Raw genomic sequence first — 25268 nt, 5'->3', positions numbered from 1 at the left:
AAACCTCAGAATCCCGACTCACGCATCAGTACCGCTGAGGATGTAAGGTTTTTTGTGTCCAGGCGATATAGCGCTCCCGTAGGGCGCGAAAAGAATCACCGTGGCACACCGTACACCCCCGCGAAACAGCAAAGACAACGCCTTTCATCGTTTCATTTAAATGGTTTTGTGCCATAAAATGCACTTTTGTTTCACGACCAGTTAATGAGACGTAAACAACACCCCGTCTGAAGACGGGGGCTTTATTGTAACCGCATCACACGGCCCAACATAAGGCTGGTTTACATCAGCCCCTGTGCTGACAGCTGTCGGCACAGACCCTGCAGGTTGCGGCTCGCATTCAAGTCGCTGTGCGCAAGGTGACCACATTGGCTGCATCGGAACCCGTGCTTATGGCGTTTGCCCGGTGCCCCGCACTGTGAGCATGTCTGGCTTGTATAGCGCGGATCCAGGAAAACACACCGGATTCCAGCGGCTGCCGCTTTGTAAACAATCATCTCCTGCAACTCACGGAAAGACCAGCGGTGCAGTCGGCTTCTGATGCGTTTCCCGGCCTTGATGTGATCCCGGATATGCGTCAGGTCTTCCAGGGCGATTAACTTGATACCCCGCTTTGCGGCTTCCTGCACAATCTCTTTGCTTACAACGTTATTGACATGCGTCACATGGCGTCTTTCTCGGCCTGAGGCTTTTTTCAGGTGCTGTCTGGCACTCTGAGAGCCGTTGCGCTGAAGACGCTTTCTCTGACTCATATATCGGTCTCTTTTATCCTTTAATGCTCCTGCTTTCCAAATACGGCCCGTGCTGACGGCCGCAATATTGTTCTCGCCGACATCAATACCCATGATCTCGTCGGCTTTCAGATTCTTTAAATGCTCTTCGCCCGAACAACCTTGGGTCTCCACTGCGATGTGAAGCTCCCAAAACGCTTCTTTCCGGCCTCTCCGGGGATGCAGAACAAGGTTGCACTCCTTACGCTTTCCCGAAGCCAGCAACTCTTTTTGAAAAGGGCCGGGGCACAGACGTGCCCGAATCCGACCGCTGATGGTTGAAATTGAAACAGTGCCGTCAGGGAAAAATGTCAGCGTGTTCTTGTCGACGTGAACCGAGGGGTGCCTGAACACCAGCGTCTTGAGCTTCTTGTCCTCACTTTTGAGCTGTGCCGGATGCTTGGCAAGCTCCGTCTTGTAGGCTGCCGACACCGAGCGGATGACGTTACAGGCATACTGGCTGCCGAGATCCGGAAATTTTGCCTTGATCTTGTCATAAACTGCGTGATGCAGCGTGAAACGCTGCCAGAGCCTCTTCGTGCGGTCCGCCGCTACTGTCGGAACTACAAAGTTACACACCTGCGCATAGAGTCTCTGCGTCGCTGCGAGCTTTTCGTGTGCTGCCGGATCGAGTAGTTCCAGCCGAACGCAGGCTGTGCGGACACACTTGCCGCTCCCTTCAACGCGCCTAACGCCGTCCGCGGATGTGTTCAGTCCTTTCGATGTAGCTTTTGATCGTTTCTGCACTGACACTGCCTGCTGTTCCGACGTAGTAAGAAGGCGACCAAAGATGGCCTGCCCAAAGTTCATTTTTGAGTTCCGGATGCCGCATCAGCAGCATCCTTGCACTGGCACCCTTCAATACTCTCACCGCGTCGGCAATGCTGACGGACGGCGGAAAACTGACAAACAGGTGCAGGTGATCCGGCTGAATTTCCAAAGAAAGTATCTCATACTTTCTTTCAGCGCATATGCTTTCAAGCAACTCACGCAGAGACTGCGCAACACCACCCCTGAGAACGGATTTCCTGTACTGGGGGCACCATACCATATGGTAAGCTGTCTGATAGACGCAGTTTCTGCTGTAAACGATGTTTAGCATAGTGCGTATGGTACCAATTTTTTAAAATAAAAACAGCCGCGATTCCTCCCGCGTCTGAAGACGCGGGTTTCCTCGCGCAAATTCTATGAAAATCGGCTATATCCGAGTCAGCACCGCTGACCAGAACCCCGAACGGCAGCGCACCGAGCTCGAAGCGGTCGGCGTGGAGGAAATCTACGAAGACCGCGTGTCCGGTAAGAACCTCGACCGGCCGCAATTGCAAGAAATGCTGGCGTTCATCCGTAAGGGCGACACCATCATCGTGCACAGCCTAGATCGCCTCTCCCGCAACCTCTCCGACCTTCTGAAAACCGTAGAGGCACTCACCCAGAAAGGTGTCTCTATTCACTTTCTCAAAGAAAAACTCGAATTTGACGTGGGGAAAGACGCATCCCCCACCGCCAAACTCATGCTGCAGCAGGTGGGAGCCTTTGCCGAGTTTGAACGCTCCATGATTAAAGCCCGACAGCGGGAAGGCATTGAGCTCGCCAAAGCCCGCGGGGTTTACCAAGGGCGAAAGCGCACCGTCAAACCGGAGCAGATCGAAACCGTCGAAAAGCAGATGGCTTTGGGCGTGCCGCTTTCAGTGGCCGCAAAGAAGGTCGGTATCAGTCGCGCCACCGTTTACCGCTATCTCAATCCGAAGGACAAAACGCAATGACCTCCCTCATTTACGTCGATGAGATGAAGACTCATCTCTGCGGCATGTATTGGACACCGGGGAAATCGCCGCTGGCGATCCCCTATTTCGGCAGCGCCTTCAAGAGTGCCATGGTCTTCAAACAGAATCTTGCCGAAATCACCTGGAACTGCATGCGGACGCTGGAGAACAACCCCACGTCGCTACCGCAGACCCGAACCATCCTGGCAGGGCAATCCGTAGGCGGCATCAGTGTTTTTGACCTGCTGCAGGTCAAAAACTACGGCGACGCCTCGAAACTTCTCATCGACAAAGTGCGCTCCAACACCTTTGCGCTGGATAAGGCCACGGCCTGCGCGATTCACAATCTGTCCGCCCTCGAAGACGCCCTCGTCTGGGGCACGTTCAGAACCGGCAGCGTATCCATCGAAGGCGTGGAATACCTGCCGCCGGAAGCTTCCTCCTTGGACTCCCTCGCCAAAACCGGGCTCGGCTGGCTCAACACCGCCGTCGCCAATCCCAAGGAACGCGCTATCGCGGCGTTCCTCTTTATGTCGCGCTCGCAGTTCTTTTACGACGCCAACAAACGCACGGCGTCTCTCATGATGAACGGTGTGCTGATGAGCAACGGCTATTTGCCGATCTCGGTGCTCAACAAGCAGTCGGAACGGTTTCACAGCGAATTGAAAACGTTTTATGAAACCAGCAACGCCGACGGCATGTTCGCTTTCTTCGCCGACATCGTCACAGATCTTTACAGCGATCTGCCGAAAGACGAACTGAAGTCTGACCCATTTTAAAGCGAGAAAGTCCGGGCAGAAAACTGTTCGGACTTTTCTCATATATTAAAAATGACGGTAGTATTGTTCACAAGCTTTATGGTATAAGTTGAACACGAAATTGAGCAACAAATTTATAAAGGAGAATATGGATGAAGCTGTTTTTATGTTCGCACTTTTCAAGTGTAGGAAGTTTGATAAAAGAAGAAATTGATAACAAAAAAGTCGCATTTATTCCAACAGCATCGCTGCGTGAAGGCTACACCGGTTATGTCGGCTCGGCTCGAAAGCTATTTAATAAACTGGGAGCAGCCGTAACTGAAATTGATATTTCAACGGAGGCTTATTCAACGATACAATCTGTTTTTGAAGATACGGACGTGATATATTTTACTGGTGGAAATTCTTTTTTCCTTATGGACCAGCTCCGTAAAACGGGAACGGATGAGCTGTTGAAGAAAGAATTGGCAAAGGGAAAACTGATGATCGGTGAATCGGCAGGTGCGATTATATGCGCTCCTACCATCCAATATATTGAACAAATGGATGAAAAGCCGGAGGACTACTCACAAGAAGATGATGCAGGGCTTGATTTGATTGATTTCTATGTTCTTCCACATTATCTTACAGCACCATTTAAGAAAGTTACCGTGAAAATAATGACTGAGTTTTCTGATTTGAATCTATGCCCAATTAACAACCGTCAGGGAATTGTAATTGATGGTGAAGGTTCAAAGGTTATTTGCAAAGACTAATTTGAAAATTCAAGTTTGTCGAACTGATAAAATCCCTTTAGGAACTAAAGGGCGCACTTCTATACCCAGAATCTCGGACCGGTTGGCTGGAGGATGTAAGGTTTTTTGTGTCCAGGCGATAATAGCGCTCCCGTAGGGCGCGAAAGGAATCACCGTGGCACACCGTACACCCAAAATAAACGACACCGTAAAATTTACCGACAAGCAGCAGGCCATTCTGAACGATGCCGCAGAGCAGCTGATGGAAGCCGGCGGCTTAACGGCCTTAACGCAGGCTCATTTCAACGAAGCGATGAAGATCGTAGCCCAACGCTTCATGGCAGACACCCTTGCTCTTGGCTATGTGCTTGGTGCTACCCCCTGCACTCGGGACTTTCACCCGTTAGAACGCCCTCATGCCGAGCGCACCCAAAGCAAAGGCCGCAGGCAAATGACTGTCTGCGGCCTTTTTTTACTTCAATCTGCGTTCTGATCAGAGAATGAGAAGTGAAGCGATAAAGGTAGCGATAAGGCCTCCCGCCATCACCGGAATCGTGCGCCGCACAAGTTCAAAGGGCGAGACTTCCGCAATACCAGAGACCGCCATCACAACGCCCGCAATCGGCGACATCGAGCGTGCGATGCCGCTTGCAAGCTGCACGGGCACGGCCATCGTGACAGTGGCCCAGCCCACAGAGCCCGCGGCCTGCGGCAGAAGCGGAGAAAACGCAAAGAACGCGGCGTTACCCGACCCCGTCACAAAGGCTGCAAGCGCCATGATGAGGAACATAACGAGAAGCATCGTGACGCCGCCCGCACCCTGCATCTGCGCCACGCTCTGCAAAATTGTGTCGATGCCGCCCGAGCGCTTGAGGCCCTCGGCAAAAACTTCGGCGCAGACAATCAAAAGCACGGTCGAGGAAAAGATCTTGCCCATGCCGTTAAACATGGCTTTCGTGCGGTCCGTGCAGGCTCTGAGGCTTCTTACCGTCAGAAGATCCACGATGAAGGCAATGAAGGCGCAGGAGAGAATTGCCGTCACCACTTCAAGGCGCACTCCCGCATAAACAAGCTTACTGAACACAAAAAGGAGCACCACCGGCAGAATCGGCAGAATCGCGTAATAGACCGGCGCATCGGGCTGCGCCGCGGCGCCTTCCTGCTTCACCTCCGTTCTGAGCTTAAAGTCATCTGCCGTCAGACGGCCGCTTGCGAGGTCCCGTTTATCGAAGAACTTTCCGAGAAGCACGTGGCCGGCGGCAATCACAACTGCCGCCACAACGCCCACAGGAAGCTGGCTCTGGATAAAGAATTCCATCACGTGCAAGTTGGAGATTTCTGCCGCGAGAAGCGAGTTACCTGAAGCCGGCCCCAGATCCAGGCAGCTTGCCGTTGCGACAACCGCTGCAGCCGAAAGACGCGAAACACCCACGGCAACCAAAAGCGGATAGATCGTCACCATCAGCAGCATCCCCAGGCCCACAGCCGAGGGAATAAAGACATTGAGCAGCTGCCCGACCAGGTAGGCGAACCCCAGGAGCAGATACGGTGCATGCACATAGGAAAGGGGCTTGATGCAGATTCTCACCAGCGCTTTCGTTGCGCCGATTTTGTCCATGTAGTAGGCAAAGCCGCCCACGCAGATGATGTTCATGCCGATGCCGGCGGCACGGCTCTGCAGCAGGTTTGTGAAAACCTGAACGATGTCAAAGACCGCGCTGTGCGTGGCCTTTTTGCCGGTCACAAGCGGATCGCCTGAAATGAGCGTCACGCAGATAAGCAGCAGAATACCCACCATGAGCAGCGCCCACGGTGCGTAATAGCGTTTGATGACAAGGTAGGCCGCGAGCACAACGCCCGCGATGACAAGAAAGATCCCCAGCATTTGTAATGTTCCCTTTGTTTGTCGGACAAGACGAAATCCGCGTCTTCTTCTTTTTCGGATTTCGTCCGCAGTCTACCGACAGAGTCGCGGTTTACAAAGAGATACAATCGAACTGAAAGGCAAAAATCGTTAAGCGGGCCTGACAAAAATCAAAGAGCACAAAAAAGCCGGTGACGCACTTTAGGCGGACACCGGCTCTTTTCTGACAGAAAAGCCTACACGTCAACTTCCACATCGTCGCCGTGCAGTTCCATCCAGCTGCGTCGCCCCGCGGCTTCGCCCTTGGCCATGAGCAACCCCATGACGGCATCGGTTTCCGCCTTGTTGACGTCTCCCATCGTAACGGGAAGCAGTCTGCGGGTGTCCGGCGCAAAAGCCGTTTCGTGCAGCTGTTCCGACATCATTTCGCCCAGGCCCTTAAAGCGGGAGACAACGAGCTTATCTTCGGCAAAACCGTCTTTTTTGAGTTTGGCAAGGGTTCTGGCGAGTTCCTTGTCGTCAAGGCAGTAAATGTTCTTGGCGGGCTTATTTCTGAGTTTGGGGACATCCACGCGGAAAAGCGGCGGCTGCACGATGTAGACGTGGCCTTTTTCCACAAGCGTCGGGAAATGCCGGTAAAAAAGCGTGAGAAGGAGCACCTGAATGTGGCTACCGTCCACGTCAGCGTCCGCGAGAATGCAGATCTTGCCGTATCTGAGGCCCTTTAAATCTGCGTCTTCCCCGGGCTTATGGGGATCCACCCCCACCGCCACCGCGATGTCGTGGATGATCTGGGAGGCAAAAATGCGATCGCTGTCCACTTCCCAGGTGTTCAGTACCTTGCCGCGCAGGGGCAGAATCGCCTGGCATTCCTTGTCACGGCCTTGCTTCGCGGTGCCGCCTGCACTGTCACCTTCCACGAGAAAGAGTTCGTTGCGGGTGATGTCGTCGGTTTCGCAGTCGGTGAGTTTACCGGGGAGCACCGCAACGGCCGAGCCCTTTTTCTTTTCCACCTTCTGCGCCTGCCGCTGGCGCTTTTGGGCCTGGCGGATCACAAGCTCGGCGAGTTTCTTACCCTCTTCAATATGGTCGTTCAGCCAAAACTCAAACTGCGGGCGCACAAAACCCGCGACAAGCCGCAGGGCATCGCGGCTTGTGAGCTTTTCCTTGGTCTGCCCCTGAAACTGGGGATCGAGGGCCTTGCAGGAAAGGACGAAACTCGCGCGTGCAAAAACGTCTTCCGCGAGAAGCTTCACGCCCTTGGTCATCAGGCCGTGGGCTTCCATAAAGGCCTTCATGGCGCCGTAAAGGCCGTCTCTGAGTCCCGCTTCATGCGTGCCGCCCGCAGGCGTCGGAATGAGGTTTACGAAACTTTCGCGCGTTAAAAGCCCGTCCTCGGTCCAGACCACAACCCAAGCGGCGCCTTCGCCTGCGGCAAAGCCTTCCGTCGTTTCATCAGCCCAGCCTTCGGCTTCAAAAGCGGGGACCGTCAAGGGGTCGGTGACTTCGGCGAGAAGATACTCTTTAAGGCCCCCTTCGTACTTCCAGTGCTGCTGCGTCCCCTTCACTTCGTTAATGTAGGTAACGGACGCCCCGGGCAGAAGCACGGCTTTACTTTTTAAAAGCCGCACGAGCGACGCTTCAGGGATTTCTGCGCTGTCAAAGTACTTGGGATCGGGAAGGCACGTGACGCGCGTGCCGGTGGCGCTTTTGGGGCGCGGGCTTTTTTTGCTTGTCAGCGGCCGCACAACGTTTCCGCCCTCAAAGCCGATGTCAAATTCCTGCCCGTCACGCCAGACGGTGACGTCCATCCTGAGGCTCAGGGCGTTTGTGACCGACACACCCACACCGTGAAGGCCCCCGGAGAAGGTGTAGGCGCCGCCTGCCGTCTTATCGAACTTACCGCCCGCATGCAGCTGCGTAAACACAAGTTCCACCGTGGGCACCCCTTCGGTGGGGTGAATGCCGGTGGGAATACCGCGTCCGTCGTCTTCAACCGTGATCGAGCCGTCCGTGTGACGCGTAAGGGTGATCTTCGTTCCGTAGCCCGCAAGGATTTCGTCGCTTGCGTTATCGAGCACTTCCTGAATGATGTGCAGGGGGTTATCGGTGAGGGTGTACATACCAGGCCTCTGCCGGACGGGTTCAAGCCCCTTTAAGACACGGATGGAAGAGTCGTTGTATTCGGAACTGCGCTTGCGGACTGCCATAAAAACAAACGAAAAAACGGTAAAAATCAAAGCGGCGTCATTTTAGCTGACGCCGCCTGCACCAAACCCGGTCAATCGGATTCCTACATATTGAGAACGGTCTTACGGTAATGCTTCAGTTCATCAATACTTTCCTGAATGTCGCTTAAAGCCTCGTGGCGCGTGGATTTCTGAAAGGATGTCACCGCCTCGGGCTTCCAGCGCCTGGCCAACTCTTTGATGCTTGAGACGTCAATCGTGCGGTAGTGGAAAAAGCTTTCAAGCCTCGGCATCCAGCGCGCCATGAAGCGCCGGTCTTGCCCCACGGTGTTGCCGCACAAAGGCGACTTCTGAGGGCCCACAAAGCGACGGAAGACTTCCAGGCACATGTCGGTCGCCTCCTCTTCGTCCACGGTACTTGCCAGGACCCGATCCACGAGCCCTGACTTCGTGTGCGTCTGCGTGTTCCAGCTGTCCATGTGGCTCATCACGCAGGGGCTCTGATGCACGGCAATCACCGGGCCCTCATGCAGGATATTTAACTGAGCGTCGGTGATGATCGCCGCGATTTCAATCACGCGGTTCACCTCCGGCTGCAGCCCCGTCATTTCCATATCGATCCAGATGAGGTTGGAGTCGCTGAAAGACGGATCGCGCAAAATGTTGGTCATTTAAAATATTCCGGTTCACGCCGCCCGAGCTCACACAAACCGGGCTGAAGCGGCTAAGCTTAAAGGTTAAGCCGATTGTACTCTAACCCGATTTATGTCCGATACCGCAGCACTGCTTAACACCCTTTTTGTCGCGGCAGCCGCGTTTTACGTGTGCATGCAGACGGCGCTTGCCATTTTGCAGGTCAAAGCCGCCGAGCACGCTGCGGTAGGGCTTCCGCCGGCCTTCCGCAGCGCCGTGGACCTCAGGGTGCACCGTAAGGCCGCAGACTACACGGGCGAAATCGTGCAGGCCGATCTCGTAAATGCCATTCTGGGGGCGCTCGTGTGCCTCACGCTCACCTTCGGTAACGGCTTTAACCTCATCACGGCCGGTTTCAGTGCGCTTTGGGGAACCGGGATCATCTCCCAGTTTTTCATCGTCTTTACGGTGTCTCTCATTCTCACCGTCATCGACATTCCGGTTGCCTGGTGGAAACAATTCCGCATCAACGAGCGCTACGGGTACGAAAAAACGGAGCGGGGCCTCTGGTTTAAGCGCCTCATCACCGACATTGCGACGGGCTTGGCCGTTGAAGTGCCGCTTATTTTCATTGTTCTTGCGTTTTTAAACGCGCTTTCTTATGCCTGGTGGCTTGCCGCGGCCGTGGTGACGGTCGCGTGGTTTGCCTGGCGCATCTTTATTAAGCCGCCCCTTACCGCTGCCTTTAACGGCGGCGTGCGCGAGATGCCGTTTGGCCCCATGCGCTCAAGAATTGAAGCGTTTCTGCCGGAAGTGGGCCTTGCGGGCGCCGAAATCCTTGTGGGTGAGCGGCCCCGCGACCGCTTAATCGGCAGCGCCTTTGTGTTTCGCCGCCCCTGGGGCCGCGCGCGTCTTGTGGTTTTCAGCCGCAGCCTCGAAAAACTCACCCCGGAAGAGATCACGGCCGTTGTCGCGTGCGCCGCAGGGCGCTCGGGCCGCTGGCACAACACCGCGCTTTTTGTCTTTTTTGCCGGGCTCTCGACTGCCTTCTGGTACCTTTTTTCGCTTGCGGCCCTCACGCCCTCCTTTTATGAGGCGTTAAATATTGAGCCGACCCTCGCGCTCGTTAAGGGGGCTGTGAACCCCGGGCTTTTAATCGTTATTGCGCTCACGGTCGTCCCCATTGTTCTTTACCCCTTTGTCTTTCTCATCCACGGCTTTACGCGCCTCATGGACTTTGAGGCCGACGCCTACGGCGTGGATAAGACGGGTGTTAAGCCCGTCATCCGGTCTTTGGTGAAGATGCACGAGGACTACCGCAACACGCTTACGCCGAGCCTTTTGTTTTCGCTTGCCAACCACCGCCATCCGCACGTGACGCAGCGCATCGAGCACGCGATTTTGGCCGACATCCGCATTCATAACGACCTCACCAATTCCCACCGGGCCGTTGAAGGCGACCTTGCCGACCGCTTCAGCACCGTGCTTGAAGCAAGACGCCGCGCCCGCGCAAGGCTCCTCGCGCAAAAACTCCTTCTGCGCAAAGAAGCGCTTCTTGAAAGACAGGCCCTTGCCGCAAGGCGCCTGTGTCTTGCGCCCGTAACCGGCACCGCCCAGCGCGAAAGGCCTCCTTATGACTGATTCTCTTTTTAAAGCGCGCGTCACGGCCGGACATGGCCGGCATCACTACGTGGAAGATGACGCGGGGCATCTTTTTGAAGCCCGCCGGCGCGGTAAAAAAAACGACGTGACGGTCGGAGACTACGTCGAGTGCCGTCAGGCCGATTCTGAGACCGTGGCGGTGGAAGCGGTCCTCCCCCGTAAAACCCTTCTTTTCCGAAGCGATGAGTGGCGCGTGAAAGAATTGGCCGCGAACGTCGACCTCGTTGCCGTCGTCTTTGCCTCCCGCCCCACGTTTAACCCGTGGTTTGTGTGGAAAGCAGTAGTTGCCGCCAAAACCGCCGGGATCGACGTTGTCGCGATCCGCAATAAGGCCGATCTCACGGAGGGGCGCGAAGCCTGTGACGCCTTTGCGGCGTCGCTTCCCGCGGCGGGCTGCCCGTACCTCACGCTTTCCGCTTACGATGCGGACGACGTGCTCACCAAACTCACGCCGCTTTTAGAAAACAAAACCACCCTTTTAATCGGTCAGTCGGGGATGGGCAAAAGCACGCTCATTAACGTCCTCTGCCCTGAAGCGCAGGCGAAAACCCGCGAGTTTTCCGAGGCCCTTGACCTCGGAAAACAAACCACGACGGCTACGCGCCTATACCGCACGCAGTTTGCCGGCAGCAAAGCGTCGCTTATTGACTCCCCGGGCTTTCAGGAGTTCGGCCTCGCGCACATCACGCGGCGCAATATTCTCGAAGCCATGCCCGATATTGCGCAATACGCCCAGGGCTGCCGCTTTTACAACTGCACCCACACCCATGAACCGGGCTGCTCGGTGCGTGCGGCGGCTGAGGCCGGGAAAGTGAGTCCCGAGCGCTACGCCTTTTTCCGTGCCGTCACCGAGGAAGCCAAAGACGATGTTTTCTAAGAAGGACACGACGCGAAAACTCGGTACCTGGCCCGATCCGGTCACAGCTGACATTGCCGCAGGAACGCTTAAGGCAAGCGGCATTGACTGCGAGGTGAGAAACACGCTTCTCTGGTCGGCGGCGGGCGAACTGCCGCCTGATATCTGCGCGCCGGAAATCTGGCTTACCGACGCGCGCGACATGGCGCGCGCCCGGGCAATTCTCAAAGAAATTGCCGAAAACGCCGAGGCCCCCGCCTGGGTGTGCCCGAACTGCGGCGAAACCATTGAAGCGCAGTTCGGTCAGTGCTGGAAGTGCGCAACCGTGAAGCCCGCAAAGCCCTAATGCTGCGTCTGTGCCGCAAGAGGCCTCAGTTCCGCGAGGTTAAAAAGGAGTTTCACCGCGCTTTCCGGCGCATAAAGCCTGGAGCTTGACCGGTTCATCACATCAACGGTTAAAACCGTGTCAGCCGCGGCAATGCGGTAGCGGATGACGTTACCCAAGAGCTGATGGCTCACCACGCGCCCGTCCACGGGTTCTGAGCAAGTCTCGGGGTACTTGCCGCCCTCTTCCCGCACAAACACCGATTCCGGGCGCACGGCCACCAAGTCCTCGGGCGAGTCAAACTCCAAAAGCACTTTGGCTTCGGCCTTGGTAAGAAGGTTGTAGGACCCGATAAAGCGCGCGGCAAATTCGTCAGCGGGATTGAGGTACACCTCTTCAGGAGTTCCCTGCTGCACAATCGCGCCGCGGTTCATAAGGAAAATCCGGTCGCTTACCGTCATCGCCTCTTCCTGATCGTGCGTCACAAAGACGGTGGTCAGATGCAGGTCCTTCTGAATCGAGCGGATCTGCTCCCTGAGGTTGCGGCGGATGCGGGCGTCCAAAGCAGAGAGCGGTTCATCAAGCAGGAGAATCCGGGGTTCGGTCACGAGGGCGCGCGCCAGGGCCACGCGCTGCTTTTGGCCGCCCGAGAGCTGATGGGGGTACTTCTTTTCGTTCCCCGTCAATTCCACCAAAGCGACGGCGTCACTGACCTTTTTCGCGGTTTCCGCGGCCGGCACCCCGTTCATTTTGAGGCCGAAAGCGATGTTTTCCGCGGCCGTCATGTTGGGAAAAAGCGCATAGCTCTGAAACACCATGCCGATGCCGCGCTTCTGGGCCTTGACGTTGGTGATGTCGGCACCGCCGACATAAATCGTCCCGGCGTCCGGCGTTTCAAGGCCCGCGAGGCACCGCAGAAGCGTTGACTTCCCGCAGCCCGAGGGCCCCAGAAGCGTGATGAACTCCCCGCGGTCAATGCCGAAACTCAGGTCATCAAAAACCCGTGTGGCACCAAAGTGCTTGGCAAGTTTTTCAACCCGGACAAAAGATTCAGTTTCTGACATCGTGTTTTCCTATTCTTCTTCGGCCACGGCTTCCTCACGGCGGCTTCTGGAAAAGCGCATCGCAGCCCATGTCATGATGAGCGTCAGGAAGAAGTACGTGCTCACAATCGCGGCATTCAAGTGCCCGCTTGTCATGCGTTTGGTGTAAAGGTAAACCTGCAGCGTTTCATAGCGCGTTCCGACGAGCATGTTGGCAAAAACGAATTCGCCCATCAGAAATGAAAAGCTGATGAAAAGCGACGCCAACAGCGCGCGGTTCAGGTTCGGCAGAATAATGCGCATAAACGCGGAAAACGTTCCCACGCCCAAAAGGTGCGCGGCATCGATCAAGTCCCTCAGGTTGATGCCCGCAAGACCGTTTGCAAGCGCCCGGTACATAAAGGGCACCGTAATCGTAAAGTACGTTCCGATCAGAATCCAAGGCGTACCCACGATCGGAAGGGGGTCACCGGCAAACATCTGAAGAAGCCCGACGCTCGAGACCACCGGGGGCACGGCAAACGGAAGGATGATGAGCACTTCCATGATGCCCTTAAGTTTCGGGAAGTAATAAAAGACCGCAAAGATCATCGGCAGCACGAGTAACGTCGAGACGATGAGCGTTGCAAAGCAAATGAGAAGGCTTCTTCCCAACGCTGCAAGAAACCGGGGGTCGGTCAGAAGTTGCGCAAACCACCTGAAGGTCAGGCCGTCCGGGAGAATCGTTGCGCCCCAGGACGAGGAAAAGGCATATAAAACGGTCGCCACAATCGGAAGCGCCAGAATAAAGGCCACAACCCCGATCACCGCCTTATGGTAGGTCATCAGCCCCGCAGCGTTACGCGACATGGTAAGACCTCCTCAAAAGCCACCGGTAGACGGCAACGACAAACGCAAGAATCACAATGAGAAGCACGGAAAGGGCTGCTGCAAGATTGGGCTGAAAGAAAATATCCCCCACCACCAGCTGCCCGATGCGGATCGTCACAAGGTTGTAGTTACCGACCGTGAGCGCATAGGCGCTTGCGTACGCTCCCATGGCGTTGGCGTACTGAATCGTAAAGGTGCCGAGAAGTGCGGGCGCCAAAACCGGCACAGCCACACGCCGCCAGTAGTCAAAGCGCGAGGCGCCCATCGTGCGAGCGGCCTCTTCCCATTCGGGCTTAAGCGCTGTAAAGGCCGGAAAAAGAAGAAGGATCCCCAGGGGAATCTGAAAGTACGTGTAGATGAGAAAAAGGCCTTCGATGCCGTAGACATTAAATTTTTCAATGAGCCCGAGGTCCTTTAATAGCAGCGTAATCGCGCCGTTAAAGCCCAGGATGATGATGAAGGCAAACGCAAGCGGCACGCCCGAGAAGTTACTCGTCATGTTGGTGAAACTCACCATCCAGTCTCTGACGCGCCCGGGCACCTTATTGAGGCTTGCCGCGGCAAAGGATGCGATCACGAGGCCCACCAGAGAACTCCAGAACGACAGCCACAGGGAGTTCGAAAAGGACTGCATGAAGAAGGGATCGGCAAAAATCTCGAGGTAGTTGCCGAACCCCCAGACTTCCTCTTCCTCAACGTAAAGGGAATTGATGATGACCCAGATCATCGGAAGGATCTGGAACAATAAAAACACAACGGCAAAAGGCAGAACGAGCAGGCCGTGCCGTACAAGGCCGCCTTGGTTTTGTGCCTGCGTGGAATGCATTTACTTATCGGCTCCTTTGTCTGTCCGTTGTTTCTTGTGTCGGTTCATGGGGATTTTAACCGCACACGGGCGCAAACTTAATGCGCTCTGCACCGTCGGCCATGGTCAACGCGGGCGTAAGCCCCAGGGTGCGCGCGAAAAAGGCCGCGAGGTACCGCTGCTTTACGGGTTCTTCGGTAACGGCAAGTCCGTTCATCCCCTCCCCGAAACAAAAACAGGGCACGCGCCGTTCAGCGGCGTCCGTTCCGCCGTGAGAGCGGTCTTCACCCATCCCATGATCCGCCGTCACGATGACGCGGTAACCGGCCGCAAGCCAAGCGGGGATCCTTTCCGCAAGAAGCCAGTCAACGTTGCGTGCGGCTCGGTCGTAGTCGGCGTCTGCCCCGCCCATGTCCGAAACGTGCCCTGCTTCGTCAACACCCATCGGATGAATCACGCAGAAGTCCGGACTGTAATTGGCAATCAACCAGTCTCCCTCGGCAAAAAGCTCGGTGTCGGGCAAATCGTCGCGCGTATAAAACCACCCGGCGTCCACCGCGGAACCGTTGCCGGGGGCAAGGTGCTTATGTTTGGCGGCACAGTAGGGAGTATGAGCAAAAAGTTCACACATCCAGCCGTAACCGGCGAGCGCCGTGACGCCACCCGCGGCCTTCGCAAGATCGAAGACAGATGCGGCTCCGGCTTTTCTTTGGCTGCTGTTTGTGACAAAGCCGCCCATGACCGGGACGCGCCCGGTGAAAAGCGTTTCATAGAGGGGCCTTGAGAGGCTCGGCAGTTCTGAGACGACGGAAAAAAGTGTTCCCCTCTTTTCTTCAACAAGCCCCATAAGAAATCCACAGCACTTGCGGGCTGTGGATTCCTTCAGGCCGTCGACCAAAACCACGATGAGTTTGGACGAAAAAGCCATGCGTCTTACTTCATGTAGATCGAGACTTTGCTCTGCCAGTGACGCGAAATGCGGCTGCTCGTCTTTGCCCAGGCGTCAAAGTCAGAGATCGGACGGGCCTTGGCGTACTGCGATTCCGGCAGCATCTTCGCGGCCGTTTCCGCAGGCATCTTCACGTAGGCCGCGCGGATCGGGCGGGCGTAGCCGTTGGCAAGATTAATCTGGCCCCGATCCGACAAAATGAACTCGCGGGCGTACTTAGCGGCATTGGGGTGCTTGGCCCACTTATTCAAAATCGTCGTGTAGCCGCTCGTGACCGACCCTTCGGCGGGGATCAACACCTCAAAGCGGTTGCGGTCGATCTGATCGCGGTAGTTCAGAGCATTAAAGTCCCAGAGCATACCGACTTCGACTTCACCCTTTTCGAGGTTGGCGACCACCGGGTCAACCATCGAGAGACGGCCTTGCTTGGCGATCTTCGCAAAGAACTCATAGGCAGGGTTCAGATTCTTTTCGTTGCCGCCCATGGCGATTGCTGCAGCGAGCACCGCGTAATTGGCCTGCGCAGCCGACCCCACAGCGCCCACGGACACACGGTAGGTGCCGGTCAGAAGATCATTCCAGCTCTTCGGGGGATTTTTGACGAGTTCCTTATTGATGATGAAGGCCACGGTACCGGTGTAGCCGAGACACCAGTGACCGTCCTTATCCTTGGCCCAGGCGGGAATCTGATCCCAAGTCGAGGGCTTGTAGGGCATCGTGATACCCTTTTTGCGGGAGAACTCACCGAATTCAAAACCGACGTCACCGATGTCCGCCGTGGCGTTTTCACCTTCGGCCATGATTTTGGAGATCTGCTCGGCCGAACTCATATCCGAGTCCTGGGTCTTGATGCCGAGTTTCTGCAGATCCTTCCAGGTACCGACCCAGTTGGCCCAGGTGTCGGGCATACCGACGGAATTTACCTGACCTTCTTTCTGCGCGGCCTTTAAAAGCGCATCAACATTGGCGTCAGCGGCCCAGACGGCGGCAGAAAGTCCCGTGGCGGCAACGGCACACGCGGCAACAGCGTACTTGGAAATCGTATTCAATTCGCAGCTCCTAGGTTGGTTGGGCCGGCTGTGAGCCGGCCTCGGCACCGCCCGGAAGTCTCCTTCCGGACGGCCGGATAAAACGCAGTTTATCGAAAATGCGCAAAAGTCTGTATTTCCGCGCACCGGCGCTCTCCTTAATTACCGCGATTTTGCGCTGCGTCGATGACACACCGATGACAAATTACGGTAGCGTCGCCTCTTTAAGCCGCGCTCCCAGCCCGCTCATGCGCCGCACGGGCGAAGCGACCGCTTTTTTGAGTACCTCAATATTGGCAAAGACCGCCGCCTTTTTCACGGCACGGGTAATCCCCGTGTAGACAAGCTCACGGGTGATGAGTTCAGAGTCCCCTGAAACCGGAAGCACCACCGCCACACGCTCAAACTGCGAGCCCTGGGACTGATGGATTGTGAGCGCATAGGCTGTTTCGTGCCCCGGTAAAAGCGCCGCAGGCACGTACTTACCCTCACCGAAATACACCCAGAAGGTCCCGTCCGTACAGTCTTGCGGGTTCGGCACGACAATGCCGACGTCACCGTTGTAAAGCTCCGTCTGCTGATCGTTCACGCGCACGATGATGACGCGCCCAGGGTAAAAGACGGCGTCCGTTTCTGCCCCCGCCGTGTTTCTGACATGCTCCTCAACAAGGCGGTTTACGGCACTCACGCTGTCCGGGCCCCGGCGCTGGGCACACAAAACACGAAACGCGTTAAAGGCCGCAAGCATTTCATCATTGAGTTTGTCGGATTCTTCCCTCCTGGCAATTTTTTTCGTGCGTTTTTTAACGAGCTCCAGATAGGGCTTCATTTCAAGCCGTATCCACTGTCTCAAGTCCTCATTCACCCCGAACTTAAATCGCTTAGGCAACGAGAGCGAAATTTCTTCGTTCTGATCGTCCGTGTAAGAAGCGTCAAACTTTTTATCGTGCGCAAGAAGCGTGCGTACGGTTGCTTCATCCCCGGCATTCACCGCCCGCGAAAGGCTTCCCACCGGAGAGTCCGCGCCAAAGCGGAAACTGTAGGTAAGTTCTGTCACGGCCTCAGAAAGCGCTCCACCCGAAGCCGTCATATCGGCAAAGACCGAGCCCGGACCAACGGCTGCCAACTGGTATTTGTCGCCTAAGAAAATCAGCCGCGTCTTTGCAGGATCCACGGACCGCATGAGTTTTAAGGCAAGCGATACATCAATCATGGAGGCTTCGTCAGCAATGAGGACATCGGCTTCCACGGGGGCCTGAGGGCCGGGCCGCACGCCCGAGGTGTTGGGGGTGCTCAAGAGCCGATGAATGGTCTGCGCCGTGATGCGCTTTTCCTTTACGCCCTTATCCACGAGGGCATAGAGCCCGGGCTCACGCAGGCATTCCTTCTGCAGCGACTCCTTAAGGCGCCCTGCGGCCTTACCCGTGGGTGCGACGAGCGCCACCGTAAGCGCTCCGTTTCGTGCCAGAAGCGCGGTTAAAAGACGCACCACCGTTGAGGTTTTCCCCGTGCCCGGTCCCCCGGTGATGACGGAAAGGCGCCGCTTCAGAGCATTTTCCACGGCCTCATACTGGTGTCCCGCGCCTTCGCGCCAAAGAGCCGTGCGCTCAGCCGTTGCGCAGGCGTTGTGTTTTTGCCAGAGCGACGTGTCCGTTGCCTGAAACGCTGTTTTGAGTGCCGGCGCGAGTTTGGCTTCAGGCGTCACGTACTGCGCGGCCCGCGCGAGCAGCCGCCCGAGTTCGGCTTCTTCCTCAAAGCGCCTTAACTGATAAACAAAGCCCCCGCGCACGGTGTCCGCAACAAGCGGCGCGTCCGCAAGTTTCAGGGGATCCTCGGCGCCCGTGTAGGAAACGAGGAGCCCTGCGGCCTCCCAGGCGTCAAGCATCTCTGAAGTCACCGACGAAGGAAGCTCCGCGCAACTGCTTTTTTGCGCGTCCGCAGCCGCGAGCGCTTCAATCACAGCGGCAAATGCCGTGCAGTCCGTCTCAGCAAGCGTCCTTTTGGAGCGCTCCGCAACCGCCAGCAGCCGTTCGCCGTAGGCCTTCCAGGCCGCTTCAACCGTCACGTCCGTCATTTGCGGGCCTCCTTCACGGGACGCTCACCCGTTTTAAAAAATGTATCGAGCGCGCGGATCAATTCCGCGGGCGGCCTGTCGCGGAAAATTCCCTGCGTGGGAGAGCCCTCGCCCGCGCCGCGCAAAAAGACGTAAAAAACGCCGCCGATCAGATCGCAGCCGTCGGCAACACCCGTTTTGACTTCCAGGAAGCGCTTCATGGCGGTGAGGTAAATCAGGTACTGCAGTCTGTAGTTATGCCGCCGCATTTCGTCGTGAACGGCTTTTTCCGTGTAGTCTGCGGGCGTGCCCGACCCGATGAAATTACTCTTCCAGTCAACGAGCCAGTATTTGCCCTGCGCCTTAAAAACGAGGTCGGCGGTACCGGTGAGGTAACCGGTGAGCGCCGTATCGTCGAGCTCATCAATCGCGTACTCGGGCCCGAACGCTTTTAAAAGCGCCGCAAGAGTCTTTGCCCTCGGAGCCTTCTTCCCCCCGGCGCCCCGGGCAACGCTCATCGTGAAGGGCCACTCGGAGTAACGGGCCGCAAAAGGCACATCAGAAAGCTTTAAAGGCGCATCACCATCCGTCAGATGCGCTGAGAGCACCGCTTTCATCATCCTTTCAATGTAGGCCGCCCACTGCGTCTGGGCTTCTTCGCGGTTTTCGTCCGGGAAAAGATAGGCGTACTTGCGGATCATCGCGTCAATCAGACGCGCGCGGCCCGTGTCGTCCGTGAAGTCCGCGCGCTGCATGATTTCGTGCAGAAACGTGCCGACATCGGGTCCCCTCATCGTGCAGGCGTTAAATAAGGCAAGACCCGCCTGGGGCGCTTCTTGCGTGTCGGCATCAAAGTCAATCACGTCGTCAGCGGCATCAAAAACCGGGGTTTCTTCGCAGGCCAATACGGGCATGCGTGCGGGCGTGAGGCTTCTTCTTACGATGGAAGTAAAACTTGAAACCCGACTTGTGAGAGGATAGGCAGCTGACTTATCCGCCTCCATCACGCCGGCCGCTTCTTTTGTGATTTCTGCCGGCAGGGTCAGGTTTTCCGCTTCGCCCTTCGTTTTGGTGACGACCCGGCACAAGGTCCCGGCTTCGTCTTCAAAACGATGCTGAAGTTCTGCAAGCAGATCGCAGGCCTTTTCATTAAAGGCACCCTTCGTGGCCTCTTCAGGACAACGCGTAAGACCTGCCAGAGCCCGCAAATAGAGGTTGTTGGTACGGTAATGGTTAATTTTTCCCTTGCTTTGGCAGTAAATTTGCGGCAGTACCACGCGGCTTGAAGCGCGGGTCAAAGCCACATAAGCCTTTCTGACGCCTTCCTCCTGCTCATCAGCAAAGCACTCTTTCACAGTGGTGCGGCTTACGCGGCAGGGCGAAAAAAGCCGCACGCTCCCTGAAGGGCCTCTTACGCGGAAAACGGCGTAGCCGTCGGTGTTGCCGCTCGACGAGATCTGCATCTTCGCCGCGCCGGGGAGATAAACAACAGGATACTCAAGCCCTTTACTCGAGTGAATCGTCTGCACGATGACGAGATCCTCGTCGCTCTCAACACGGCACTTACGGTCCGTATTGTCTTCGCTCATCGTGCGGCTTTTGAGCGTTTCAAAGCGCCTTACGAGCCCCGAGAGCGTTCGGTAGCGGCGGGATTCTTTGTGAAGCAGCTCCACCACCTGACGGGCGTCCGAGAGATAACGTTCACCCCCCGCCTGCGGCAGGAGGCGGTTTTCAACATTTCGCTCAGTAAAAAGGTGCGCAAAGGCCGCGGCAAGCGCCCCCTTCTCCCAGCGCTCCGTCATGGTTTTCATTAAAAGCGTGTCGGCGATGCGCTCGTCAAAGCCCGCCCGGATCACCTTGAGCGTGCGTCCGAAAAGTTTCGTTGCCTGAGCCGCCGCAAAAAGCGCACGGTTCTGCGGCATTTCAAGGGCCTTTAACACCGAGAGAACTTCGCTTGCGGCTTCGGTCTGAAAGACGTCCGTGTCCTCGCCTGTTTTAAGCACGCGGATGCCGCGCGCCGCAAGCGCTGCCACCGTTGCGTCGGCGTCCGTCTTTTTTGACACCAAAAGCGCAATATCGCGGGGCTTTAAGGATTTACCCTTGAGTGTCGTTTTGCCGTCCAAAAGCCGTGCAATGTCTTCGGCGATAAAGGCGGCTTCCGCGCCGTCAGCCGACCCCGTATCCGGGTACACATTGTCTTTAGCCATCATCCAGACTTCAAACACGGGCACTTCTTTTCCGTCACGCATAAGGGGCTCGGCGCGCCCTGCGGCTCCCACGCGGCTGTAGGCGATTGTGTCGGTGAGAAACGTCCGGCGGCGGTCGTCCTCACCGTCAGACTGATTGCCCGAGAAAAAGGCGTTGACGCCTGCGACAAGCGCCTGAGAGGAACGAAAGTTGGTGGCAAGCCTCAGCGTCCGTCCGATATCCTTTACCGCCTGCTGGTAAGTCTGCAGATCAGCGTTTCGGAAGGCATAAATACTCTGCTTGGGGTCTCCCACAAAAACGAGTGATGCGGGGTCGCCCGTTCCACTCATAAAAAGTGTTTTAAAGACCGCGTACTGCAGGGGGTCGGTGTCCTGAAACTCGTCAATTAAAACGGCGTTAAAGCGGCTTCGTACAGCCCGGGCAAAATCAGGATCCGTGAGCGCTGAATCCATATCAACCAAGAGGTCGTCAAACGTACGGATACCGGCGCGGTGCTTGAGTTCGGCCAGGCGCGCAGGCGCCCAGTCGATAAAGCGCCGCAAAAGGGCCTCCTCTTCGGGCGAACATTGTGAGCGTTCCGCATCCAGAAGCTCCCACTGCGTCCGCTTGCTCCGGCGCGAGAGCGTGACGACGGTCTTTAAAACCGCGTCAAAGTCCGACTTTTCAAGGATGCGTGTTTTAAACGCCGGATCAAAATCCGGGTTTAAGAGTTCCCGGCGCATGAATTCATCGACGACCTGTGCGCGCAGTTCATCATCCGCCCCAAACTCACAGTCAAACTGACCGCCCTGCGAGAAAAGGCATTTATCGAGCATCTCACGGCAGAAACCGTGAATGGTGTAAACCGATGCATCATCAAAATTGTCCACGGCGGCCGTGAGGCGCTTGGCACAGTCACTTACCGTGAGGCCCGCGGCTTTCCAGCGTTTCATAAAGGGCGCAAGATCCGAAGCGTCATTATCAGGCCAGTCCTCAAGCCCCGACAACGCGTCGGAGGCTTCGGCAAGCAGTTCCTTCACGCGGCTTTTCAGTTCCTCGGTGGCAGCCTTGGTGAAGGTCACCAAAAGGATGCTCCCGATCGGGAAACCTTCTTCTGCGACGAGCCGCATCACGATGCGCGAAAGCGACCAGGTTTTGCCGGTACCGGCACTCGCCTCAATCACAAGGCGCCCTCTGAGGTCGGTGGACGCAGCGTCAAAAATCGTTTCAGTTGCCATGGCTTTCTCCGCTTACGTCACCAGCCTCATTTTTAACCGCTGCAACGAGCGCGTCAGCGTAGGTTTTCAATGCTGTTACGTGAACAGGAATGTCCCCCTTCCTCTTTTTCTTGTCTTTTTTACCAACGTACAGATCCGGGGCAAACAGAAAATCCAAGGGCTTACTGAAGCGCTCGGCGGCAGCAAGCCTCTCACTGCCTTCATACCCACGCCACAAAATAGCATCGCCTCCGGAAAAACCGTTTTCATTGTTGTCGGCAACGACTGTCACCGACGTAAAGAGGCACTCGTAAAGGGATAAAAGACTTCTCGCAATCGTGTCGCAAACCGGTGTCTCCATCCCCGGAATCGTCCCGAAGTAACCCGGCGCTATCGCGTCATGCGGGGCATTACCCTTCATCACGTACATCACCCGAAGCGAAAAAGTCCGCCCGAACGCATTCATCATCGTCGACTCGATACGCTTACGACGGACTTCAGAGCCGCTCACAGCAACAAGAACCGCCAAGGGTTCCCCTCCGTCCGGGTTTTCGTACAGCGTGAGAGCCGGCAAGACCAGTTTTTTAAGATACGTCAGCCCCCAGTCCGCCGGAATCTCCACGGTTTCTTCCGGGAATTCCTGCACGATCCTCATATCCCGGATCTGTGCGTAAAAAGCGGCCGTCTGCTCAATCATCCCGCGCCGGATCCACTCCCGCACGCCCGGCGCCCCGTTTAAGGGATCAAGGGCCTCGGCTGCGGCGAGCCTCACGGGCGAGACGCCTTGAGCAATGGGCCCGCGCACGGCGTTTAACGCCTGATAGCGCCCCAGCCCGTCGTCAGAAGGACTTAAGGGCACGGTTTCGGCTTCACCGGCATCAGGCAGCACCACCCCGAACTTTCTTAAAACAAAATCTGAGGGCTTGGTGAAGTACTGCGCGATATCGTTGACGGTCACCGTGTTCTGCTCAGGAGTAAGCACCGAGCGGGCATCGGCAAAACGGGGCACCTCCCCCCGGAAATGCACGGCGCAGGCAGCGTTTAAGGCGTCACCCGCTGCCGTATTCACGGTCTTCCAGCGTTTAAGTTTGCCCGTTACAAAGTTCGCGCGCCCCGTGGGCGTTAAAGCCGCAGGCACCGTCACCTGCCCGGCCACATCCCTGATCCCGCTTGCGGCCGCCGCAAACCTGAGGAAATCCTCCAGCACCACGGAGGGCGGCTTTAACTGCGTACGTTCAAACCCCTCGGCGTAGGAGACGTAAAAGAAGCGCCGTGCCGCAAGAAAGAGGTCGAGGAAAATATTGCGGTTGTCGCTGCGGCTGTCGCGGTCACCGCGCCGCGCGCGCATACCCGCGCTCGTACCGGGCGCCATGAGGTCAAACTCTTCAGCGGTATTGGTACCCGGAAAAGCGCTGTCACGGTTAAGCCCCACGACCGCAATGACTTTATAAGGCAGCCCCCGGAATTCCTTCATGCCGGCAAAGGCAAGGCCGTTACCGGTTCTGTGAAAAAGCGCGTCCGCCACGTGCGTTGTTGCGGCCTTGGCAAACACGCGGGGGTTCACCGGCCGCCCCTTCATGGTTGCCTCAAGCGCCCGCGCGGCCGTTTCAAGGCTTCCCCGGATCGCCTGGGCGGCTTCTTCGTCTTCCGTAAAGTCCGTGAGTTCCGTTGTAAGCGACACAAAGAAATTCTTAAGTACCTCCGGGTCGGCTGCCTCACCCATTGCCGCGAGTTCCGCGCGTTTGGTTTCAAGCAGTGCAGCAACTTCGGTAAGCCGCGCAAAGAGTTCTTCGTTCTCGAGCACCGACTCCCAGCGGCGCTCCGCGCCCGGCGCGGGCCGCACGTCTCCGAAGACGCGCTCCCGGCTTTCGCCGAAAAAAAGCCCCGCGGTGAGGCGCTCCAGAGCCCGCGTGAGCGACCCGTCTGTGTCCGCCGCATCGGCTTCACCCTCAGACACCAACCGCTCAATATGTGCTTCAGAGAACCCAAAGCGGTAGCCCCCGGCCACAAGCCACGCGTGAATGAGCGCGAGGTCGTCTGCGGTCATCTGCCAGCGCTTCTGCGCCTGCGGCATCTCAAGCCACGCTTCCAGGTCTGAGGCATCCGCTCTGGAAAAGAGAAGTTCGATCAAGGCCTTCCATGTCTCAAGCGCCATCGCGCGGTCGCTCACCCGGTCGTCCGCTATCGTCCAGGCAATTTTCCGGCTCTCGGGCTGCGCATTCATCACGGCTTCAATCACGCCTGCCGCCCCTTCAATGTCCGGGGTGACGACAAGAACGTCTGCGGGTGTTACGTCCTTTTGCGTGCGGAAAATGTACTGCAGCCAGTCAACGAGAGTCTCAACCTCACGAATGAGCGACGGCGACCGCCCCACGATCACCGAGCCATCCGCGGGATCGGGCATCTCCCCTTGCGCGGTCTTAAGCGTCAAGACCGAGCGCTGCAGTGCCTTTAAAAAGGTGTCTTTTCCGGGATCCACAAAGTAAGCGTCCGCGTCCTGGGGGCTCTCAAGCTTTAAGTCCTGCAGGCGCTCCGTGACCGGATCAAAAAAGTGCCTGGTGTGGGTTACCGCGACCGGATCGTCCGGTTTGGTTTCCGGTTCCATCCCCACAAAGTCCGTTCCCCCTTCCAGATTTAAAAAGGTCCAGACACGCTCAATCATCGCGCGGCTTGAGGCGGCGTTGCGCCTTAAGTACTGATACACCGCGTTGTCTTCTGAGCCGTAATCCCAGTCAAAGGCCGCCTGCGGCAGTGCCTCATACCAGTATTCCGACGACGGATTTAAGACGTAGAGATAAATGTCGCTTTCGGCGTCTTCTGCCATCTGCTTAATAAGGGGCAGCACGAGGGGCGGCACCGTAAAGGGCATGAAGATATGCACGCGCTCCTCACGCTTTTCGTGCCACGCGCGCACCATGCGGTCTTCTATCTCAAAAAGGTCATTTAACTCACGGGCCTCGGGCATGTCGGTGACGCGCCGCGCAAGCTCCCGCCACATATCCTTCTGCCAGGCATAGTCGGGATGCCGGTTTAAAGCCGCTTCCTCCGCGGCATAGCGGGGATCATTTTCAGCATGCGCCCGGGGTGGTTTCCCCATCCAGCGCAATACCCAGTCAAGGCGGTATGTTGCATAGCGCGAAAACACGGCCGCGCAGTGCATCGCAAACTCAAAGCGCTCCGCCGGGGTTTTGCCGTCCAGAAATTTTTTAAGCCGCGGATGCCTTTCGGGGAGATCCGAATGACAGATATCCCAGATCAGAAACTCAAGTTCCGTTCCCGCTTCCCCGAGGCCGATCAAGGGTCTGCCGAACTTAATAAACCACTGGCCGAGCGTTTTAAAGGAAAGCCCCGCGCACACGCCCGTGCGATCGGCGAAAAAACGCCGCAGCATGTCGCCCGCGGCCTGCGAGGGGACCACGACCGTTGTGTCCTTAAAGACAAATCCGGTGTCTTTTTTATTGTCTGCCGCGAGGTTCACGGCCAGGCTTTCCCTGAGGACCTCAAAAGAATTACTGAAAACGGTATAAAGCATGTCGGCGACCAGAAGCAAAAACAAAAGCGG

General features: G+C 56.7%; 19 protein-coding genes and 1 pseudogene. 7 read left to right on the top strand and 13 right to left on the bottom strand.

Translation table 11 applies throughout. The features are described from left to right. Nucleotides 1-281: 281 nt before the first annotated feature. A complete protein-coding gene (locus tag BQ7486_RS06345; RefSeq protein WP_235836749.1) occupies nt 282-1349 on the bottom strand; it encodes an RNA-guided endonuclease InsQ/TnpB family protein in 1068 nt (355 codons plus the stop codon). A 109-nt stretch (nt 1350-1458) separates the two neighbouring features. Next, nucleotides 1459-1872 carry an IS200/IS605 family transposase gene (gene tnpA / locus BQ7486_RS06340; protein WP_074009392.1) on the bottom strand — a complete coding sequence of 138 codons (414 nt, stop codon included), beginning with the start codon at nt 1870-1872 and terminating at the stop codon, nt 1459-1461. Nucleotides 1873-1957: 85 nt separating this feature from the next. On the opposite strand from tnpA, the gene BQ7486_RS06335 reads away from it, so the two are divergent. The 4 genes and pseudogenes from BQ7486_RS06335 to BQ7486_RS12495 all read left to right on the top strand — a co-directional run. Continuing rightward, nucleotides 1958-2533 carry a recombinase family protein gene (locus BQ7486_RS06335; RefSeq protein WP_074009391.1) on the top strand — a complete coding sequence of 192 codons (576 nt, stop codon included), beginning with the start codon at nt 1958-1960 and terminating at the stop codon, nt 2531-2533. Further along, the gene (locus BQ7486_RS06330) at nt 2530-3312 is read left to right on the top strand and encodes a Fic family protein (RefSeq protein WP_074009390.1); all 783 of its coding nucleotides are present in this window, start codon (nt 2530-2532) and stop codon (nt 3310-3312) included. The genes BQ7486_RS06335 and BQ7486_RS06330 overlap by 4 nt, the downstream gene beginning before the upstream one ends. Before the next feature lie 131 nt (nt 3313-3443). Next, nucleotides 3444-4046: a Type 1 glutamine amidotransferase-like domain-containing protein gene (locus tag BQ7486_RS06325; protein ID WP_074009389.1), complete on the top strand. Its 603-nt coding sequence runs from the start codon at nt 3444-3446 to the stop codon at nt 4044-4046. Nucleotides 4047-4221: 175 nt separating this feature from the next. Beyond that, nucleotides 4222-4365: pseudogene (locus BQ7486_RS12495) on the top strand (IS256 family transposase); the annotation flags it as partial. Nucleotides 4366-4518: 153 nt separating this feature from the next. Here the strand turns inward: BQ7486_RS12495 and dcuC are convergent. The 3 genes from dcuC to orn all read right to left on the bottom strand — a co-directional run bounded on the left by dcuC (nt 4519) and on the right by orn (nt 8749). After that, nucleotides 4519-5910: a C4-dicarboxylate transporter DcuC gene (gene dcuC / locus BQ7486_RS06315; protein ID WP_022373651.1), complete on the bottom strand. Its 1392-nt coding sequence runs from the start codon at nt 5908-5910 to the stop codon at nt 4519-4521. Between the two features lie 215 nt (nt 5911-6125). Next, nucleotides 6126-8099 (bottom strand): DNA topoisomerase IV subunit B, encoded by a 1974-nt coding sequence (locus BQ7486_RS06310; RefSeq protein WP_074009387.1) that lies wholly within the window; start codon nt 8097-8099, stop codon nt 6126-6128. An 83-nt stretch (nt 8100-8182) separates the two neighbouring features. Beyond that, nucleotides 8183-8749 carry an oligoribonuclease gene (orn, locus tag BQ7486_RS06305; protein WP_022373653.1) on the bottom strand — a complete coding sequence of 189 codons (567 nt, stop codon included), beginning with the start codon at nt 8747-8749 and terminating at the stop codon, nt 8183-8185. A 94-nt stretch (nt 8750-8843) separates the two neighbouring features. Here orn and BQ7486_RS06300 point away from each other — a divergent pair, with 94 nt between their 5' ends. From BQ7486_RS06300 to BQ7486_RS06290, 3 genes are read left to right on the top strand one after another with little or no spacing between them, the layout of a single operon-like run. Next, complete coding sequence (locus BQ7486_RS06300; RefSeq protein WP_074009386.1) at nt 8844-10352, top strand: M48 family metalloprotease; 1509 nt, start codon at nt 8844-8846, stop codon at nt 10350-10352. Further along, complete coding sequence (rsgA, locus tag BQ7486_RS06295) at nt 10345-11250, top strand: ribosome small subunit-dependent GTPase A (RefSeq protein ID WP_074009385.1); 906 nt, start codon at nt 10345-10347, stop codon at nt 11248-11250. Before BQ7486_RS06300 ends, rsgA begins: the two co-directional genes overlap by 8 nt. Next, on the top strand, nt 11240-11575 hold the full coding sequence (locus BQ7486_RS06290) for a putative signal transducing protein (RefSeq protein WP_074009384.1): 336 nt from the start codon (nt 11240-11242) through the stop codon (nt 11573-11575). The genes rsgA and BQ7486_RS06290 overlap by 11 nt, the downstream gene beginning before the upstream one ends. On the opposite strand, the gene BQ7486_RS06285 is transcribed toward BQ7486_RS06290, so the two are convergent. The 8 genes from BQ7486_RS06285 to BQ7486_RS06250 form a co-directional block, all read right to left on the bottom strand. After that, nucleotides 11572-12618 (bottom strand): ABC transporter ATP-binding protein, encoded by a 1047-nt coding sequence (locus BQ7486_RS06285; protein ID WP_074009383.1) that lies wholly within the window; start codon nt 12616-12618, stop codon nt 11572-11574. The two genes, BQ7486_RS06290 and BQ7486_RS06285, sit on opposite strands and share 4 nt — an antisense overlap. 9 nt (nt 12619-12627) lie before the next feature. Continuing rightward, entirely contained in the window at nt 12628-13446 is an 819-nt protein-coding gene (locus BQ7486_RS06280; RefSeq protein ID WP_074009382.1) for an ABC transporter permease, read from the bottom strand. Then, nucleotides 13436-14293 carry an ABC transporter permease gene (locus BQ7486_RS06275; RefSeq protein WP_074009381.1) on the bottom strand — a complete coding sequence of 286 codons (858 nt, stop codon included), beginning with the start codon at nt 14291-14293 and terminating at the stop codon, nt 13436-13438. Before BQ7486_RS06275 ends, BQ7486_RS06280 begins: the two co-directional genes overlap by 11 nt. A gap of 55 nt (nt 14294-14348) precedes the next feature. Continuing rightward, a complete protein-coding gene (locus BQ7486_RS06270; protein ID WP_074009380.1) occupies nt 14349-15200 on the bottom strand; it encodes an alkaline phosphatase family protein in 852 nt (283 codons plus the stop codon). 5 nt (nt 15201-15205) lie between these two features. Continuing rightward, complete coding sequence (locus BQ7486_RS06265; RefSeq protein WP_235836748.1) at nt 15206-16270, bottom strand: ABC transporter substrate-binding protein; 1065 nt, start codon at nt 16268-16270, stop codon at nt 15206-15208. A 184-nt stretch (nt 16271-16454) separates the two neighbouring features. Beyond that, nucleotides 16455-18323: an exodeoxyribonuclease V subunit alpha gene (recD, locus tag BQ7486_RS06260; RefSeq protein ID WP_074009379.1), complete on the bottom strand. Its 1869-nt coding sequence runs from the start codon at nt 18321-18323 to the stop codon at nt 16455-16457. Next, complete coding sequence (locus BQ7486_RS06255; protein ID WP_074009378.1) at nt 18320-21727, bottom strand: UvrD-helicase domain-containing protein; 3408 nt, start codon at nt 21725-21727, stop codon at nt 18320-18322. Before BQ7486_RS06255 ends, recD begins: the two co-directional genes overlap by 4 nt. Then, on the bottom strand, nt 21717-25238 hold the full coding sequence (locus tag BQ7486_RS06250) for an exodeoxyribonuclease V subunit gamma (RefSeq protein WP_074009377.1): 3522 nt from the start codon (nt 25236-25238) through the stop codon (nt 21717-21719). Before BQ7486_RS06250 ends, BQ7486_RS06255 begins: the two co-directional genes overlap by 11 nt. Between the last annotated feature and the right edge of the window lie 30 nt (nt 25239-25268).

Source organism: Duodenibacillus massiliensis, assembly GCF_900128485.1.
GTDB classification, from domain to species: Bacteria; Pseudomonadota; Gammaproteobacteria; order Burkholderiales; family Burkholderiaceae_F; genus Duodenibacillus; species Duodenibacillus massiliensis.
The sequence above is the reverse complement of the archived record's forward strand: the minus strand, read 5'-3'. Positions and strand labels throughout refer to the sequence as shown.